We start from the raw sequence: 15,508 nt of genomic DNA on the forward strand, positions 1-15,508 counted from the left end.
GGATCGCCCGGCGTGCTCTCCGGCAACACGGTGCAGGCGCCCGTGCACGTCCCGGTGAACGTCTGCGGCAACACGGTCAACGTCGCCGGCGTCCTCAACCCGGCCGTGGGCAACTCCTGTGCCAACGGGGGCGGCGCCACCGCCTCGGACGGCCACGGCGGCTCCGCCCACCACGGAGGCTCGGGCGCCGACGCGCGCACGGGCGACTCGCCCGGCGTCGGCTCCGGCAACCAGATCCAGGCTCCCGTGCACATCCCGGTGAACGTCTGCGGCAACAGCGTCGACGTCCTCGGCGCCGGCAACGCCACCGAGGGCAACGGCTGCGCGAACGGCGCATCCGGCCCCGAGACGCCGGAGAAGCCCGGCGATCCGGGAGACCCCGGTAGCCCCGGTAGCCCCGAGACACCGGACAGCCCCGGCGACGGGCCGGACAACCCCGGCGACCGGACCCCGCCCGGCTCCTCGGACGGCAACCGGCCGGACGCCCACTCCGTCGCCCACCACCGGGCCGACGCACAGCTGGCGCAGACCGGCAGCGAACTGCCCATGGGACTCGTCCTCCCGGCCGGTGCGGGCGCCCTGCTCGCCGGCGCGGTCCTCTACCGCAAGGCCCGCAGCGCCGCGTGACACCGGACACACGGAGCGGGCCCCGCGACCGCGGGGCCCGCTCCGTCGTGTGATTCCGGCCGGGAGAGGCGAGCTCACCAGGTGGCGCGCACCTGGCGGATGATCCGCCGCCGCAGCCGCACCCTGCGGCTGCCGTCACGCATCAGCGTCAGGCGGTACAACTCCCAGTGACCGTACTCTGCGTGGTCCGTCAGCAGACGTGCCGTCTCCTTGCGGGAGACCTCGCGCGGTACGTACACGTCGACAAATTCGTATTCCGGCATCGCATCTATTGTGCGGGCCGGGCCCCGGTACGGATAGCGTCTGCACTATGTCTGATGCTGCGCAGCCCACCGCTGCCGAGGTACGCGCCGCCGCCGAGGCGGTGAAGACCGCGCTCGACCGCCACCTGGCCGCGGTCGAAAGCCGGTCGGGGGAGGACGACCCGGCCGTCTACGAGGCGTTCAACCAGCTGGCCGCGGCCGCGGAGGCGTACGACGAGCTGCTCTACGACCGCTACGACGAGGTCACCCCCTTCGAGATCCCCAGCGCCGAGGACGCCCTGCCGCCGTACACCGGCCCCGAGGAGCCGAGCGCGCTCAGTGTGCTGATCCGCCGTGACTACGCCGTCGCGGAACCGCAGCGGCTGCTCGCACACGCCCAGCGGATCGAGGCGGCGGACGACGGCGCTCCGGGGCCCTCCGGTACCGTCCACGGCGCGCTCGGCCTGCTGTTCGGCGAGTTCGAACCCGACGAGATCGCCTCCCGGCACAAGGAGTTCGGCCTGGAGGAGGGCGATTCCACGCTCTGGGTGACCGCATCGGACGAACCGGCGGACCCCGGCGAGTGGCTGGAGGGCCCGTTCGATCAGGTGGACCCGCAGCAGGTGGTCTGCCGCTTCGACGTCAGCGCCGTCTTCGACGACGACAACGACGACGAACTGGAGGACGACCCGGTGCCGGACCTCGACGAGGACGAGGACCTGGAACCGCTCGACGCCGACCGCTGACCGCAGCCGCTCACCCGTCCGGGGCGGCACCTCAGGTGCCGCCCCGGACGAGGGGGCGCGGCCGGCCTCAGCCGCCCGAGCCCGCCGGAACCTGCGGCGCCAGCAGCACGGGCAACCGCGTCGTCCGCGGCTTCGCCGTCACCTCGGCCACGGCACGCGGCAGCGCCTGCTCCACCCCGTGGACCACCGAAAGATGCCGTCCGGCCCGGCCGAACGCCGTGTACACCCACGGCCGGCTCAGTGCCTGGGCGGCGTCGCCGGGCAGCACCACGACCACCGCCGGCCACCGGCACCCCACCGCCTGGTGCGCGGTCAGCGCCCATCCGTGCCGCACCGACGACTCCACCCGCTCCCTCGGTACGACGATCTCCTCGCCCCCGCACTCCAGGTGCAGCCCCTCGCCGTCGGCCGTCACCACGCGGCCCGGCAGCGTACGTCCCGGAGCGGGGGAGTAGGCGATTCGGTCACCCGGATCGAAACCGCCGAAACGCCCCGGCCCCGGATTCAGCCGCTCCTTCAGCGCCGCGTTCAGCGCACGCGTCCCCACCGCGCCGCCGTGGCCCGGGGTGATCACCTGGGTCTCCTCGGCCGGCACCCCGATGGCGCGCGGCACCGAGTCCGCCACCAGTTGCACGGTCCGGTGCACGGCCTCCCCCGCGTCCCGCACCGGCACGATCACGACCTCCTTGCCGGGCGCCGCCACCTGGGGCAGCTCACCGACGCCGATCCCGGAGACCAGCTCGCCCAGCGGCCCGGGGCCGGGCCGCCGGGAGGCGATCTGCGGGCAGACCCGCGCCGCCAGCAGATCCCCGAACACCCGCCCGGGCCCCACCGACCCCAGCACCCCGGGGTCGCCGGCCAGCACCAGCCGGGCCCCGTCCGGCAGCGACTCCGTCACCAGCGCGGCGGCCTCGACATCCAGCTGCGGAGCGTCGAGCACCACCAGCAGATCCAGATCGAGCGCACCGTCGGCGTCCCGTCCGGGCCCCTCGGCACCGGACAGCAGCCCGGCGACCGTGGCGACGCCGGGGCCCTCCACCAGTGCCGCGAACCGGGCACGTCCGGCCGGAGCGTGGGTGGCGGCCCAGGCCCGCAGCCCCAGACCGTGCGCCGCGTCCAGCAGCGCCGCCGGCTCGGCCGACGCGGCGTCTCCGCCGGTGTGCAGCACCAGCCCGTGCCCGGCGACCGCGCGGACCAGCTCACCGGCGGAACCCTCCGCCGAGGCGGCGGCGCGCTCCCACTCCTCACTCCCGCCGTCCTGCTTGGGCACGGAGTTGACCAGCCGGGCGAGACCGTCGGCGAGGCTCTCCTCGGCCATCGCATAGCGCTCAAGACCCACGAGCACCCGGACCGGCTGCTCCTCGTCCTCCCCGGCTTCGCCGACGGCGTCCTGGAAGACGAGCACGTCCCCCTCCGAGATGGCGTCCTGCACGGCTCCCTCGGGCTCCGGCACTCCCTGCCGCCCCAGCGCATCGGCCAGCGCGGCCATCTCGAGGACGGTGTGCCCGGCCAGCGCCGCCTGCTCCAGCAGCCATCCGGCGACCGCCCGGCCCCGCCGCCCGTCGTCCGGTCCCGCCCCGGCACCGAGCAGCGCCCGCGCGAACCCGTCGGCCTGCCCGGGCCGCACCCCGGAGATCCGCAGCAGCTGCCAGGGATCGGAACGCAGCAGGCCGGCGCCCCCTTCCCCGAGCTCTTCGGCGGCCCGCACGGCGAGCCCTTCCGGAACACCCCCCTGGGCCAGCACGCCCCGCATCTCCTCCACGGCACCGGCGGCGGGCACCACGGGGTCCGGTGTCACGGCCGGTGCCGGGCGCACGGGCTCGGGAGCGGGCCGCCGGGGAGCGGGCCGGGCCTCCTCGAACACGGTGGCGGCCGGTTTCACCCCACTCTCCACGGCCCGCACGGCGGCCAGCAGATCGGCGGCCGTGCCGCTCAGTTTGGTCCCGGCCGCGATCGGCCCCTGCCGCTCCGCCTTGCGCTGCTCGATCCGCTCCCGCTCCAGGCGCTGCGCGGCCAGCTCGGCCTCGGCCTCGGACACCCGCGTGCCCTCGGCGGGCGCGGCGTCCGCGCTCGTGGGCTCTCCGTCCTCGGGCGTCTCGGGCGGCTCGGTGCTCACAGCGTGCTCCAGTCGTGATCGGGATAGCGGTGCACGGGCGCCGACACATCGTCCAGCGCCCGGCAGATCTCGTCAGGAAGACTAAGGGCCTCCACCGACAATGCCGCCGTGATCTGCTGCGCATTGCGCGCGCCGACGATGGGAGCGGCTACGCCGGGCCGGTCCCGGACCCAGGCGAGGGCCACCTGCAGGGCGGTCACGGCGAGCCCGTCCGCCGCCGTGGTCACGGCGTCCACGATCCTGCTCGCCGTGTCGTCGAGGTACGGAGCGACGAACGGCGCGAGGTGCTCCGAGGCGCCCCGGGAGTCCGACGGGGTCGAGTCGCCCCGGTACTTGCCGCTCAGCACGCCCCGCCCGAGCGGCGAGGACGGCAGGAGCCCGACCCCGAGATCGAGGGCGGCGGGCAGCACCTCGCGCTCCACGCCGCGCTGGAGCAGCGAGTACTCCATCTGTGTGCTCGCCAGCCGGGTCCGTGTCCCGGGGGCGGCCAGCTGCCAGGTGGCCGCCTTGGCGAGCTGCCAGCCGCAGAAGTTGGACACGCCGGCGTAGCGGGCCCGGCCGCTGCCGACGGCGATGTCGAGCGCCTGGAGTGTCTCGTCCAGCGGGGTGGCGGGGTCGTAGGCGTGGACGTGCCACACGTCGACGTAGTCGGTGCCGAGGCGGGCGAGCGAGGCGTCCAGGGCGGCGAGCAGATGTCCCCGTGAGCCGTCGAACCGGCGGTCGGGGTCGGGCACACTGCCGGCCTTCGTCGAGATCACGAGGTCGCGGCGCGGTACGAGCCCTTCCATCAGCCTTCCGAGCAGGTACTCGGCCTGGCCGTCGCCGTACACGTCGGCGGTGTCGACGAGAGTCCCGCCCACTTCCCAGAACGTCTTCAGGAGGTCCGCAGCGTCGTGCTCGTCGGTGTCCCGACCCCAGGTCAGCGTCCCCAGCCCGATCCGGGACACACGCAGGCCGGTACGGCCGAGATGCCTCTGCTCCATGGACGCCGAGATTACTGGCCGGAGGCGGGGGCGTGGGGGCCTGTGGACAACCGACTTCCACCATGGCGACGGGGCCCGGTGCCTGCCGGGTGCCACGGTTCCGGTGCGGCCCGGGGGTTGTGCGACCCGGCGCCCGCAGGGGCGCTCCGACCCGCACCCCGCACCGGCCCGCGGGCGTCCCGCCCGTACCCCCGCCGTGCATCCCCGCCGCAGTCGTCCGCGTGTCGTGCCACGGGTATAGGGTCGGCGCACGAGCGACGTTACTCATCGGTATGGGGAGACGGTATGCAGCTAGGGATCAACCTCGGCTACTGGGGCGCCGGAATGGACGCGGACAACCTCGCCGTGGCCCAGGAAGCCGACCGCCTCGGATACGCGGTCTGCTGGGCCGCCGAGGCCTACGGCTCCGACGCCGCCACGGTGCTCACCTGGGTGGCCGCCCAGACCCGGCGCATCGACGTCGGTTCGGCCATCTTCCAGATCCCCGCCCGCCAGCCCGCGATGACCGCGATGACCGCGGCCACCCTCGACTCCCTCTCCGGCGGCCGCTTCCGCCTGGGTCTCGGCGTCTCCGGCCCCCAGGTCTCCGAGGGCTGGTACGGCGTCAAGTTCGACAAGCCCCTCGCCCGCACCCGCGAGTACGTCGAGATCGTCCGCAAGGCGATGACCCGTGAGCGCCTCACCCACGACGGCGAACACTGGACCCTGCCCCTCCCCGGCGGCCCCGGCAAGCCCATCAAGCTCACCGTGCACCCCGAGCGCGAGCACATCCCGCTCTACATCGCGGCGATCGGCCCCAAGAACCTCGAGCAGACCGGTGAGATCGCCGACGGCGCCCTGCTGATCTTCCCCTCCGCCGACCACCTCGAGGACACCGCCGTCAAGCACCTCCGCGCCGGGCGCGAGAAGGCCGGCAAGACCCTCGACGGCTTCGACATCTGTCCCACCCTCCCCCTCGCCGTCGGCGACGACAAGGACGTCACCACGCTCGCCGACACCTTCCGCCCGTACACCGCGCTGTACGTCGGCGGCATGGGCAGCCGGAAGCAGAACTTCTACAACCAGCTCGCGGGCCGCATGGGCTACGAGCGGGAGGCCGCCGAGATCCAGGACAAGTACCTGTCCGGCGACAAGCAGGGCGCCGCGGCCGCCGTCCCGCACGACCTGATCGACAGGACGACCCTCCTCGGCTCGGTGGACCGCATCGCCGACCGCATGAAGGCCTATGCCGCCGCCGGAGTCACCACCCTCACCCTCGCCCCGGCCGGCTTCACGCTCGACGAGCGTCTCGCCTCGCTCCGCGCCGGCACCGAGGCCCTGGAGCGCGCCGGACTGGCCTGACCCGCCCCGCGCGAGGGACGGAGAGGTTCCCACGGCCGTGGTGGGGGCTCGGGGGTCCACCCCGCCACGGCCGTCACCCTCAACAACGCCCGTCCGCCCCCGCGGTTACGCCCCACCGCACGTACTCCTTTCGGCGCAGTTGTCGGACACGCCTGTTGCCGCACGCGCTCCGGCGCACTTGACTCGTTCTTTGCGGACTCCGAAACCGCGGAAGGTCAGAAGCGCAGGGCTGCGGAAGCCCGCGGAGAGGCGGCCCATCATGCTGTCGGCGAAGAGCCTGTTCCAGGAGATCCTGGACGACGACGAGTCGTTCGCACTGTTCTGCTCCATCGCCGCGAGCGGCGAGTCCCAGGGCGGCTGGGAGAACGCCCGCATCGCGGAGCTGGTCCCCGAGACCCAGCGCGCTCTCGCCCCCAAGATCACCAGGCACGGCGCCGACGAGGACAAACACGGGCGCATCTTCAACGCGTTGCTGAGGAAGCGCGGCCTGAGCCCCGTCCCGGTCCCTCCGGAGACCGACTACACGATGCTCCTGGAGCGAAGCGGCATCGGTCTGGCCCACGGCCGGCTGAGACGCGACGAACCGCTCACCGTCCAGGACATCGTCACCTACCTCGCGCACAGCAGGGTGACCGAACAGCGTGCCTCGGAGCAGATGGAACTGCTCCGCAGGCACTTCGCCGACGATCCCGAACTCGGCCGCGCGGTGAGGATGATCGCCGGCGACGAGGACAACCACCTCGCCTACTGCCATGAGGAACTGCTGCGCTTCGCGTACGCCGGCCACGGCCGGGCCATCCAGCGCACCCTGCGCGAGTGCGCGCTGGCGGAGATCCGGGTCTACCGGGACGTCAGCCTCGCGGTGATGGCCCACATGGGCCGCATCCTGAACTGGCCCCGGCCCAAGGCGGCGGTCCTGTCGGCCGGCATCCGCGCGGTGTACGCCTACGAACGCGTGGCGGGCTGGCGCCGGATGGTCTCCCTGCGGATGCCCGAGCGCAGCAACGCCCTGGGCGGCCCGGCGACGCCGGAACCGGAAGCGGCCGCGGGCTGAGGAACGTCCGGGTCCGAAGGTGTCCCGCGGACGACGCCCCGATGAGCGTGCCCGGGGCTTCAGGCCAGGAGGTTCTTGTAGACACGCCCGTCCTTGATGATGACGGCCAGGTTCTTGGCGGGCTCGCCGAACAGGGCTGTGCTCCTCGTCGGTTCGCCTTCGACGAGCAGGACGTCGGCCCAGGCCCCGGGGACGATCCGGCCGAGCGGGGCCGCCCGGTACGGGTCGCGCTCCCCGGAGAGGCGGAACAGCTCCGCGTTCTCCGAGGTCGCGAGGCGCAGCGCGTGGGGGGCGGAGAAGCCGAAGTCGTGCTCGAGCCGGGTGAACATCGTGCTCTGCCTGGCGGCCTTGCCGGGTTCGAGCATCAGGTCGGTCCCGAAGGCGATCCGGGTACCGGCGGAGCGGGCCCACTCGAAGGACTGTGCGACGCCGTCGCAGACTTGCCTGTTCTTCTCCGCGTTCACCGGATCGGCGTACTCGTGGTCCTCCGCGAGGAAGGGCTGGGTGCTCAGCCAGACGCCCTCGGCGGCCATCCGCCGGAGGGTCTCCTCACCCTCGACGAGGTGGCCGTGCTCGATCGATGTGATGCCCGCGTCGATCGCACGGTGGATTCCCGCGTCGTTGTAGACGTGGGCGGCGACGTACGTACCCCAGTCCGCCGCCGCCTCGACCGCGGCCCTGAGCTCGTCCAGTGTGTACTGGATCACGTCCAGCGGGTCGTAGGGCGAGGCGACCCCGCCGCCGGCCATGACCTTGATCTGGGTGGCGCCTCGCTTCAGCTGCTCGCGCACCGCGGCGAGCACCTGGTCGCGGCCGTCCGCGACGCGCATGAAGCCGATCTCCTCGGCTCTCGGGTGCGCGCCGCAGGAGAAGGCGGTCGCGTTCTCGTAGACGGCGGAGAAGTCGCCGTGCCCGGAGGTCTGCGAGATCGCGGCCTGGCTCGGGTAGATCCGGGGCCCGGGGAAGGCGCCCGTGTCCAGGACGTGCCGCAGCGGGGTGACATCGCCGGCCATGTCCCGGACGGTGGTGAAACCCCGCAGGAGCATGCTCTCGGCCTGGAGCAGCGCGGTGTAGTGGCAGGTGCCGGTCGCGCTCGCGGTCAGGGCCGCCTGGGAGGCGCCGATCGCGAACAGATGGGTGTGGGCGTCGGTCAGGCCGGGCACCAGCACGCGACCGCCACCCTCGACGACGAGGGCATCCTCCGGGGTCTGCGTCCCGCCGATCGCGTCGATCAGGCGGTCCTTGATCAGGACGGAGGTCGATGCGCTCAGGTCGTCGTTCAGCCCGTCGAAGACGCGGACGTCCTTGATCAGGACCGGTGGGGAGGAGTGGGGCACGGCCTGCCTGCCTCTCGCGGCGGCCGGCACGCGGGGGCTGCGCCCCTTCGTCCCGGCCGGCCAGGTGTCCACCGGGGTTTCCCGGCTGATCACTTCATGCCACGGGGCCCGTGCCCGTAATCGGCCCGATCCGGTGACACGGCCGGGCCGGACTCCGGCCGCATGGCGGAGCGCACCGTGCCGGACGCGACGGACCGGCCCCGCCGGCGCACCTGAGCCCGTACCCGTACCTGAACGCGTACCCGTACCCGCACCTGCGCGCTCACCCGCACCCGCACCCGCACCGACCCGCCTCCCGCCCCTACATCCACCCCCGGTGCTTGAACGTCCGGTACAGCAGCAGCTCCAGCACGACCGTCACCGCGATCACCACCGGATACGACCACCTCCACCCCAGCTCCGGCATGTGCTCGAAGTTCATCCCGTAGATCCCGCCGATCATCGTCGGGACCACGGCCATGGCCGCCCAGGCGGAGATCTTCCGCATGTCGTCGTTCTGCCCCACACCCACCTGGGCGAGATGCGCCGAGAGGATGTCCGAGACCAGCCGGTCGAGCCCTTCCACGGACTCGTTCACGCGGGTGAGGTGATCGTGGACGTCACGGAAGAAGGGCAGCGCCCTGTCCTCCACGAAGGGCACCTTCCCCCCGTACGTGCCGGCTCCCGCGAGCCGGGCCAGGGGCAGGGCCAGCGGCCCGGTGGCCCTGCGGAACTCCAGGATCTGCCGTTTGAAGTTGTAGATCCGGGACGCGGTGTGCCGCGAACCGCCGGCGTCGGGGGTGAAGACCTCCGCCTCCAGTTCCTCCAGATCGGTCTGCAGTTCGGTCGCCACCTCGAGATAGTGGTCGACGACGGCGTCGGCGACCGCGTACAGCACCGACGTCGCCCCCTCGCCCAGCAGCCCGGGCTCCCGCTCCAGCCGGTCCCGCACCACCGCCAGCGGGGAGCCGTCCCCGTGCCGTACGCTCACGGCGAACGAGTCACCGAGGAAGATCATGATCTCGCCGGAGGAGACGGTGTCGCTCCGCGGCTCGTACACGACCGGTTTGAGGACCGCGAAGAGTGAGTCGTCGTACACCTCCAGCTTGGGCCGCTGATGGGCCTTGAGAGCGTCCTCCACCGCCAGCGGATGCAGCCCGAACTCCTCCGCGACCAGGTCGAACTCGTCCGCCGACGGCTCGTGCAGACCGATCCAGACGAAGCCCCCGGCCGACCGCGCCTCGTCCAGGGCGTCGGAGAAGTCGAGGGGGCCCTCCGAACGCCGCCCCTCCCGGTAGATGGCACAGTCGACGATCACGAAGCGTCTTCTCCTCTCTCACGGCGGACACCGCACAGATGTCCCGCCCGGACACCGAGTACACCCGTACGCCTACCCTGGGCCGCATGCCCACGCTGCTCCTGGTCCGGCACGGACGTTCCACCGCCAACACCGAGGGACTGCTCGCCGGCTGGACGCCCGGCGTGGCCCTCGACGACCGCGGGGCCGCGCAGGCCGCCGCACTGCCCGGCCGGCTCGCCGGGCTGCCGCTGGCCGAGATCGTCGCCAGCCCGCTCCAGCGCTGCCAGGAGACGATCCGGCCGCTCCTGGACGCCCGCCCCGGCCTGACCGCGCACACCGACGAGCGCGTCGGCGAGTGCCACTACGGCGACTGGACGGGCCGCAAGCTCGCCGAACTGGCGGACGAACCCCTGATGGACGTCGTGCAGGCGCACCCGTCGGCGGCGGCGTTCCCCGGCGGGGAGTCCATGCGGGCGATGCAGACGCGCGCCGCCGAGGCGGTGCGCGAATGGAACGACCGCGTGGAGCGCGACCACGGCGCCGACGCCATGTACCTCATGTGTTCGCACGGCGACATCATCAAGTCCCTCGTCGCGGACGCGCTCGGACTTCATCTCGACCTCTTCCAGCGGATTGCCGTGGAACCGTGTTCCATCACGGCGATCCGCTACACCCGGTTGCGCCCGTTTCTCGTCCGCCTCGGCGACACCGGCGACTTCGGGTCCCTGGCGCCGCGCGAGGAGCCGCCCGCCGGCGACGCCACGGTCGGGGGCGACGCGGGCGCACCGTGATCGTCCGCCGCAGTAGGGTGAAGCGACCGCGGCGGCGCGGTCCCGTCCGCTCCGCCCGTGCACAGCCCGCCCGTTCCCACGACTCTCAATGGAGATCAGGACGTGTCCCGTCAGGTGTTCCTCTACGACCAGCCGGAACGTTTCGTGGCCGGTACGGTCGGCCTGCCAGGGCGCCGTACGTTCTTCCTCCAGGCCTCCGCCGGCTCCCGGGTGACCAGCGTGGCCCTGGAGAAGACCCAGGTCGCCGCGCTCGCCGAGCGCATGGAAGAACTGCTCGACGAGGTCGTACGCCGTAGCGGCGGCAGCGTCCCGGTGCCGGCGGTGCCGCCGACCGAGGTCGCCGACACCGCCCCGCTGGACGCTCCCGTCGAGGAGGAGTTCCGGGTCGGCACCATGGCGCTGGCCTGGGACGGCGAGGACGAGCGCATGATCGTCGAGGCGCAGGCGCTCGTCGAGCTGGACGCCGACTCCGAGGAGGACCTTGCCGAGGCCGAGGAGCGGCTGCTGCAGGACGAGGAGAACGGGCCCCCGATGCTCCGCGTCCGCCTCACCGGCGCGCAGGCGCGAGCCTTCGCCAAGCGCGCCCTGGACGTCGTCAACGCGGGGCGGCCGCCGTGTCCGCTGTGCAGTCTCCCGCTCGATCCGGAGGGACACGTATGTCCGCGCCAGAACGGATACCGTCGCGGAGCGTGACGACCGTCGACCCGGCCGCCGCCGTGCTGCTCGCCCACGGTGAGCTGACGGTACGCGGACGCATCCGTGAGGCGTCGAACGCGGCGCTGTACTGCAACGTCACCCACCAGGGACGCGAGGCGGCCTGTGTCTACAAGCCGGTCGCCGGGGAGCGCCCGCTGTGGGACTTCCCCGACGGGACGCTCGCCGGGCGCGAGGCCGCCGCGTACGAGGTGTCGGAGGCGGCCGGCTGGGGCCTGGTGCCGCCCACCGTGCTGCGGGACGGACCGTACGGCGAGGGAATGTGCCAGCTGTGGATCGAGACCGCTCCGGGCGCGGAACTCCTCGCCCTGGTGGACGGCGAGGAGCCGGAGCCGGGCTGGAAGGCCATCGGGCTCGCCGAGGCCGGTGAGGGCCGCACCGCGCTGCTCGTGCACGCCGACGACGATCGGCTGCGCCGGCTGGCCGTGTTCGACGCGGTGATCAACAACGCCGACCGCAAGGGCGGGCATCTGCTGCCCACGGAGGACGGACGGCTGTTCGGCATCGACCACGGGGTTGCCTTCAACGCCGAGGACAAGCTGCGCACGCTGCTGTGGGGCTGGGCGGGGGAGCCGCTGACCCGGGAGGCCCTCGACGTCCTCGAGGCCGTCAGAGGCGCTCTGACGGCCACGGGCGCCCTCACCGCCGCCCTGACCCCCTTGATCACCCCCGCGGAGATCGACGCCACACGGGCCCGCGTCGAGCGCCTGCTCACCACGGGCGTGCACCCGCTGCCCGGCACCGACTGGCCGGCCGTCCCCTGGCCGCCGGTCTGACCGGCGCGGGGCCCTCCACACACCCCGCGAGGAGCACGGCACGTACGCGGCACACCCCGCGCGGAACCCACCTCGCAGGGCGTGCACACGGCGTGGGTGCGCGCAAGAGCGCCTTCTCGGTCGTCCGGCCCGCTCCGGTTCGTATCCGGAACTCCGGTCCGGTTAGGCTCATGACATGCATGCCTGGCCCGCTTCCGAGGTCCCCGCCCTGCCCGGTCAGGGCCGCGACCTGAGGATCCACGACACCGCGACCGGGGGCCGGATCACTCTGGACCCCGGTCCCGTCGCCCGTATCTACGTCTGCGGCATCACGCCCTACGACGCCACCCACATCGGACACGCGGCGACCTACAACGCGTTCGACCTCGTGCAGCGCGTGTGGCTCGACACCAAGCGGCAGGTTCACTACGTCCAGAACGTCACGGACGTCGACGATCCGCTGCTGGAGCGGGCCGACCGGGACGGCCTGGACTGGTCCGCGCTCGCCGAGCGCGAGACCGCGCTGTTCCGTGAGGACATGACGGCCCTGCGGATGCTGCCCCCGAGGCAGTACATCGGCGCGGTGGAGGCGATACCCGGCATCGTCCCGCTCGTCGAACGGCTGCGCGAGCTCGGTGCGACCTACGAGATCGACGGCGACATCTACTTCTCGGTCGAGTCCGACCGGCACTTCGGCCAGGTCTCGAACCTCGACGCGGCCTCCATGCGGCTGCTCTCCGCCGAACGGGGCGGCGACCCGGACCGCCCGGGCAAGAAGGACCCGGTCGACCCGATGCTCTGGATGGCCGCCCGTGAGGGCGAGCCGAGCTGGGACGGCGGCTCGCTGGGCCGGGGCCGCCCCGGCTGGCACATCGAGTGCGTGGCCATCGCCCTCGACCACTTCGGCATGGGCTTCGACGTCCAGGGCGGCGGCTCCGACCTGATCTTCCCGCACCACGAGATGGGCGCCTCGCACGCCCAGGCGCTCACCGGGGAATTCCCCATGGCCAAGGCGTACGTCCACGCCGGCATGGTGGCCCTGCACGGCGAGAAGATGTCGAAGTCCAAGGGCAACCTGGTCTTCGTGTCCGCGCTCCGGCGCGACGGTGTCGACCCGGCGGCGATCCGGCTGGCGCTGCTCGCCCACCACTACCGCGCCGACTGGGAATGGACCGACCAGGTCCTCCGGGACGCCGTGACCCGCCTGGAGCACTGGCGCGCCGCCGTCTCCCGCCCCGACGGACCGTCCGCCGACGCGCTGGTCGAGGAGATCCGCGAAGCCCTCGCGAACGACCTGGACGCCCCGGCCGCGCTGGACGCCGTGGACCGCTGGACCCTGCTCCAGAAGGAGCGCGGCGGTACCGACACCGGCGCGCCCGGCGTCGTCTCCCGCGCGGTGGACGCACTGCTCGGCGTGGCGCTCTAGAGACGCCCGGCCGGCACGACGAAGGGCGCCCGCTCCCGCGAGGGAGGGGGCGCCCTTCGTCCGGTTCCGTCAGGGCTCCGGATGAGACCTCGGGACCGATCAGTCCTCCGACGACTCCTCGCCGTCCGAGCCCGAGCCCGACTCCGAGCCGGGCCCCGGGTCCGCCTCCGTGTCCGTTTCCGGTTTCGGCGGCCTGGACGGCCGGGGCCGGCCGCCCGAAGTGTCCCGCCGGTAGGGCGGAGCGTCCGAACCGTCCGCCGTCGCATGTCCGCCGGGCGGCCCCGACGCCCCGTCACGGTGCCGCAGATAGCGCTCGAACTCGCGGGCGATCGCCTCGCCGGACGCCTCCGGCAGCTCGGCGGTGTCCCGTGCCTCCTCCAGCGACTGGACGTACTCCGCCACCTCGCTGTCCTCGGCGGCCAGTTGGTCCACACCCACCTGCCAGGCACGCGCGTCCTCGGGCAGCTCGCCCAGCGGGATCCGCACGTCGATGAGGTCTTCCAGCCGGTTGAGGAGGGCCAGCGTGGCCTTCGGGTTGGGCGGCTGCGACACGTAGTGCGGGACCGCCGCCCACAGTGACACCGCGGGGACGCCGGCGTGGGTGCACGCCTCCTGGAGGATGCCGACGATGCCCGTGGGGCCCTCGTACTTGGTCTCCTCCAGGTCCATGCGGCGGGCCAGGTCCGGGTCGGACGTCGTCCCGCTGATCGGGACCGGACGGGTGTGCGGCGTGTCACCGAGCAGCGCGCCCAGGACGACCACCAGTTCCACGCCGAGCTCGTGCGCGAAGCCGAGGATCTCGTTGCAGAAGGAACGCCACCGCATGGACGGCTCGATACCGCGGACCAGCACCAGGTCGCGCGGTTTGTCACCACCGACCCGGACCACCGACAGCCGTGTCGTCGGCCAGGTGATCTTGCGGACGCCGCCGTCCATGAACACCGTCGGACGGTTCACCTGGAAGTCGTAGTAGTCCTCGGCGTCCAGCGCCGCGAACACCTCGCCCTTCCACTCCCTGTCCAGATGCGCGACCGCGGTGGAGGCCGCGTCACCGGCATCGTTCCAGCCCTCGAACGCGGCCACCATGACCGGGTCGATCAGCTCGGGAACCCCCTCGAGCTCGATCACCCAGCGCCTCCTTCCGACGTGCCCTCGCGTACGCCCCAACCTTACGGCGTTCCCGCGGGGCGTCCGCAGCCCCCTTCGCCGGGGGAGTGCTCCCATCACTGCCCCGTCCGGCACGGGGAAACACCCCGGCGCGATCCGCGGGCAGCCGACCCGGAGGGCACGGTTCACAGCGTGGCACGCAGCCGCTGCTCCATGCTCGCGATGTGCACGGTCGCCCAGGCCCGCGCCGCCTCGGCGTCCCGGTCCCGCAGGGCCGCGAGGATCGCCCGGTGCTCGCGCAGTGTCCGGCCGACCGCGTCCTCCCGGGTCGGTCCGCGCCAGACGCGGTCCCGGGTGGCGGGGCCGGACAGCCCCTCCAGCAGGGAGCACAGCACGGAGTTGCCGGAGCCGCGCACGATGCCCCGGTGGAAGTCCAGGTCGGCGGCGACCAGGTCCTCCACGGACGGTTCATCGCCCAGTTCGTCCAACTGGCGTGCCAGAGCGTCCAGTTGCTCGTCACTGATCCGCGTGGCGGCGGCGGCCGTCGCGGCCGGCTCCAGGATGCGGCGTACCGCGAGGAACTCGAGCAGCGTGTCGTCACGATGGAGGTCGACGACGAAACTCAGCGCCCCCAGCAGGAGTTGCGGGTCCAGGCTGGTCACGTAGGTGCCGTCGCCCTGCCGTACGTCCAGGACGCGGATGAGCGAGAGCGCACGCACCGCCTCGCGCAGCGAGTTGCGGGAAAGCCCCAGCTCGGCGGCGAGCTCGCTCTCCTTGGGCAGCCGGGCGCCGGGACGCAGCGCACCCGAGACGATCATCCCCTTGATCTTCTCGATCGCCTCGTCGGTGACTGCCATGACCGGCCTCCCGCGGGCTGAGACGTCCGATGTATGCCGCCATTATGCGGACCGCGGGCCAACCCGCGTCCGGCCCGGAACGACGGCCCGGAACGACGGCCCGGAACGACGGCCCGGAACGACGGCCCGGAAC

At 72.9% G+C, this 15,508-nt stretch carries 15 protein-coding genes; 8 read left to right on the top strand and 7 right to left on the bottom strand.

The window, feature by feature from the left end; translation table 11 throughout:
- Nucleotides 1-627 (top strand): chaplin (locus B9S61_RS43360; protein WP_103545539.1); only part of this gene is annotated, 627 nt, incomplete at its 5' end.
- A gap of 74 nt (nucleotides 628-701) precedes the next feature.
- On the opposite strand, the gene B9S61_RS33520 is transcribed toward B9S61_RS43360, so the two are convergent.
- Nucleotides 702-890: a DUF5703 family protein gene (locus tag B9S61_RS33520; protein WP_103545540.1), complete on the bottom strand. Its 189-nt coding sequence runs from the start codon at nucleotides 888-890 to the stop codon at nucleotides 702-704.
- Nucleotides 891-937: 47 nt separating this feature from the next.
- Here B9S61_RS33520 and B9S61_RS33525 point away from each other — a divergent pair, with 47 nt between their 5' ends.
- On the top strand, nucleotides 938-1,615 hold the full coding sequence (locus B9S61_RS33525) for a hypothetical protein (protein WP_103545541.1): 678 nt from the start codon (nucleotides 938-940) through the stop codon (nucleotides 1,613-1,615).
- Between the two features lie 67 nt (nucleotides 1,616-1,682).
- On the opposite strand, the gene B9S61_RS33530 is transcribed toward B9S61_RS33525, so the two are convergent.
- Together B9S61_RS33530 and B9S61_RS33535 are read right to left on the bottom strand one after the other, a co-directional pair.
- Nucleotides 1,683-3,731 carry a helix-hairpin-helix domain-containing protein gene (locus B9S61_RS33530; RefSeq protein ID WP_258039999.1) on the bottom strand — a complete coding sequence of 683 codons (2,049 nt, stop codon included), beginning with the start codon at nucleotides 3,729-3,731 and terminating at the stop codon, nucleotides 1,683-1,685.
- The gene (locus tag B9S61_RS33535) at nucleotides 3,728-4,714 is read right to left on the bottom strand and encodes an aldo/keto reductase (RefSeq protein WP_103545543.1); all 987 of its coding nucleotides are present in this window, start codon (nucleotides 4,712-4,714) and stop codon (nucleotides 3,728-3,730) included. The genes B9S61_RS33530 and B9S61_RS33535 overlap by 4 nt, the downstream gene beginning before the upstream one ends.
- A gap of 285 nt (nucleotides 4,715-4,999) precedes the next feature.
- On the opposite strand from B9S61_RS33535, the gene B9S61_RS33540 reads away from it, so the two are divergent.
- Together B9S61_RS33540 and B9S61_RS33545 are read left to right on the top strand one after the other, a co-directional pair.
- Entirely contained in the window at nucleotides 5,000-6,055 is a 1,056-nt protein-coding gene (locus B9S61_RS33540; protein WP_103545544.1) for an LLM class F420-dependent oxidoreductase, read from the top strand.
- A 259-nt stretch (nucleotides 6,056-6,314) separates the two neighbouring features.
- Complete coding sequence (locus B9S61_RS33545; protein ID WP_103545545.1) at nucleotides 6,315-7,109, top strand: ferritin-like domain-containing protein; 795 nt, start codon at nucleotides 6,315-6,317, stop codon at nucleotides 7,107-7,109.
- 59 nt (nucleotides 7,110-7,168) lie between these two features.
- Here the strand turns inward: B9S61_RS33545 and B9S61_RS33550 are convergent, their stop codons facing one another.
- Both B9S61_RS33550 and B9S61_RS33555 read right to left on the bottom strand, forming a co-directional pair.
- Complete coding sequence (locus B9S61_RS33550) at nucleotides 7,169-8,518, bottom strand: amidohydrolase family protein (RefSeq protein ID WP_219819989.1); 1,350 nt, start codon at nucleotides 8,516-8,518, stop codon at nucleotides 7,169-7,171.
- Between the two features lie 229 nt (nucleotides 8,519-8,747).
- Nucleotides 8,748-9,743 (bottom strand): magnesium and cobalt transport protein CorA, encoded by a 996-nt coding sequence (locus B9S61_RS33555; RefSeq protein WP_103545546.1) that lies wholly within the window; start codon nucleotides 9,741-9,743, stop codon nucleotides 8,748-8,750.
- Between the two features lie 86 nt (nucleotides 9,744-9,829).
- On the opposite strand from B9S61_RS33555, the gene B9S61_RS33560 reads away from it, so the two are divergent.
- From B9S61_RS33560 to mshC, 4 genes are all read left to right on the top strand, one after another.
- Nucleotides 9,830-10,516, top strand: coding sequence for a histidine phosphatase family protein (locus B9S61_RS33560; protein ID WP_103545553.1), 687 nt, complete (start codon nucleotides 9,830-9,832; stop codon nucleotides 10,514-10,516).
- Nucleotides 10,517-10,618: 102 nt separating this feature from the next.
- On the top strand, nucleotides 10,619-11,209 hold the full coding sequence (locus B9S61_RS33565) for a DUF3090 domain-containing protein (RefSeq protein WP_103545547.1): 591 nt from the start codon (nucleotides 10,619-10,621) through the stop codon (nucleotides 11,207-11,209).
- Entirely contained in the window at nucleotides 11,206-12,006 is an 801-nt protein-coding gene (locus B9S61_RS33570) for an SCO1664 family protein (protein ID WP_103545548.1), read from the top strand. The genes B9S61_RS33565 and B9S61_RS33570 overlap by 4 nt, the downstream gene beginning before the upstream one ends.
- 175 nt (nucleotides 12,007-12,181) lie before the next feature.
- Nucleotides 12,182-13,411 carry a cysteine--1-D-myo-inosityl 2-amino-2-deoxy-alpha-D-glucopyranoside ligase gene (gene mshC / locus B9S61_RS33575; RefSeq protein ID WP_103545549.1) on the top strand — a complete coding sequence of 410 codons (1,230 nt, stop codon included), beginning with the start codon at nucleotides 12,182-12,184 and terminating at the stop codon, nucleotides 13,409-13,411.
- Nucleotides 13,412-13,510: 99 nt separating this feature from the next.
- Here mshC and B9S61_RS33580 read toward each other — a convergent pair whose 3' ends face one another.
- Complete coding sequence (locus B9S61_RS33580; protein ID WP_103545550.1) at nucleotides 13,511-14,539, bottom strand: PAC2 family protein; 1,029 nt, start codon at nucleotides 14,537-14,539, stop codon at nucleotides 13,511-13,513.
- 164 nt (nucleotides 14,540-14,703) lie between these two features.
- Entirely contained in the window at nucleotides 14,704-15,375 is a 672-nt protein-coding gene (locus tag B9S61_RS33585) for a FadR/GntR family transcriptional regulator (RefSeq protein WP_103545551.1), read from the bottom strand.
- Between the last annotated feature and the right edge of the window lie 133 nt (nucleotides 15,376-15,508).

This window comes from Streptomyces sp. SM1, from assembly GCF_002910825.1.
GTDB classification, from domain to species: Bacteria; Actinomycetota; Actinomycetes; order Streptomycetales; family Streptomycetaceae; genus Streptomyces; species Streptomyces okerensis.

Bases quoted from the DNA above. Each gene is read 5' to 3' on its own strand.
- B9S61_RS33525 (WP_103545541.1), top strand. From the start codon at position 938: ATGTCTGATGCTGCGCAGCCCACCGCTGCCGAGGTACGCGCCGCCGCC.
- B9S61_RS33535 (WP_103545543.1), bottom strand. From the start codon at position 4,714: ATGGAGCAGAGGCATCTCGGCCGTACCGGCCTGCGTGTGTCCCGGATC.
- mshC (WP_103545549.1), top strand. From the start codon at position 12,182: ATGCATGCCTGGCCCGCTTCCGAGGTCCCCGCCCTGCCCGGTCAGGGC.
- B9S61_RS33520 (WP_103545540.1), bottom strand. From the start codon at position 890: ATGCCGGAATACGAATTTGTCGACGTGTACGTACCGCGCGAGGTCTCC.
- B9S61_RS33540 (WP_103545544.1), top strand. From the start codon at position 5,000: ATGCAGCTAGGGATCAACCTCGGCTACTGGGGCGCCGGAATGGACGCG.
- B9S61_RS33545 (WP_103545545.1), top strand. From the start codon at position 6,315: ATGCTGTCGGCGAAGAGCCTGTTCCAGGAGATCCTGGACGACGACGAG.
- B9S61_RS33585 (WP_103545551.1), bottom strand. From the start codon at position 15,375: ATGGCAGTCACCGACGAGGCGATCGAGAAGATCAAGGGGATGATCGTC.
- B9S61_RS33560 (WP_103545553.1), top strand. From the start codon at position 9,830: ATGCCCACGCTGCTCCTGGTCCGGCACGGACGTTCCACCGCCAACACC.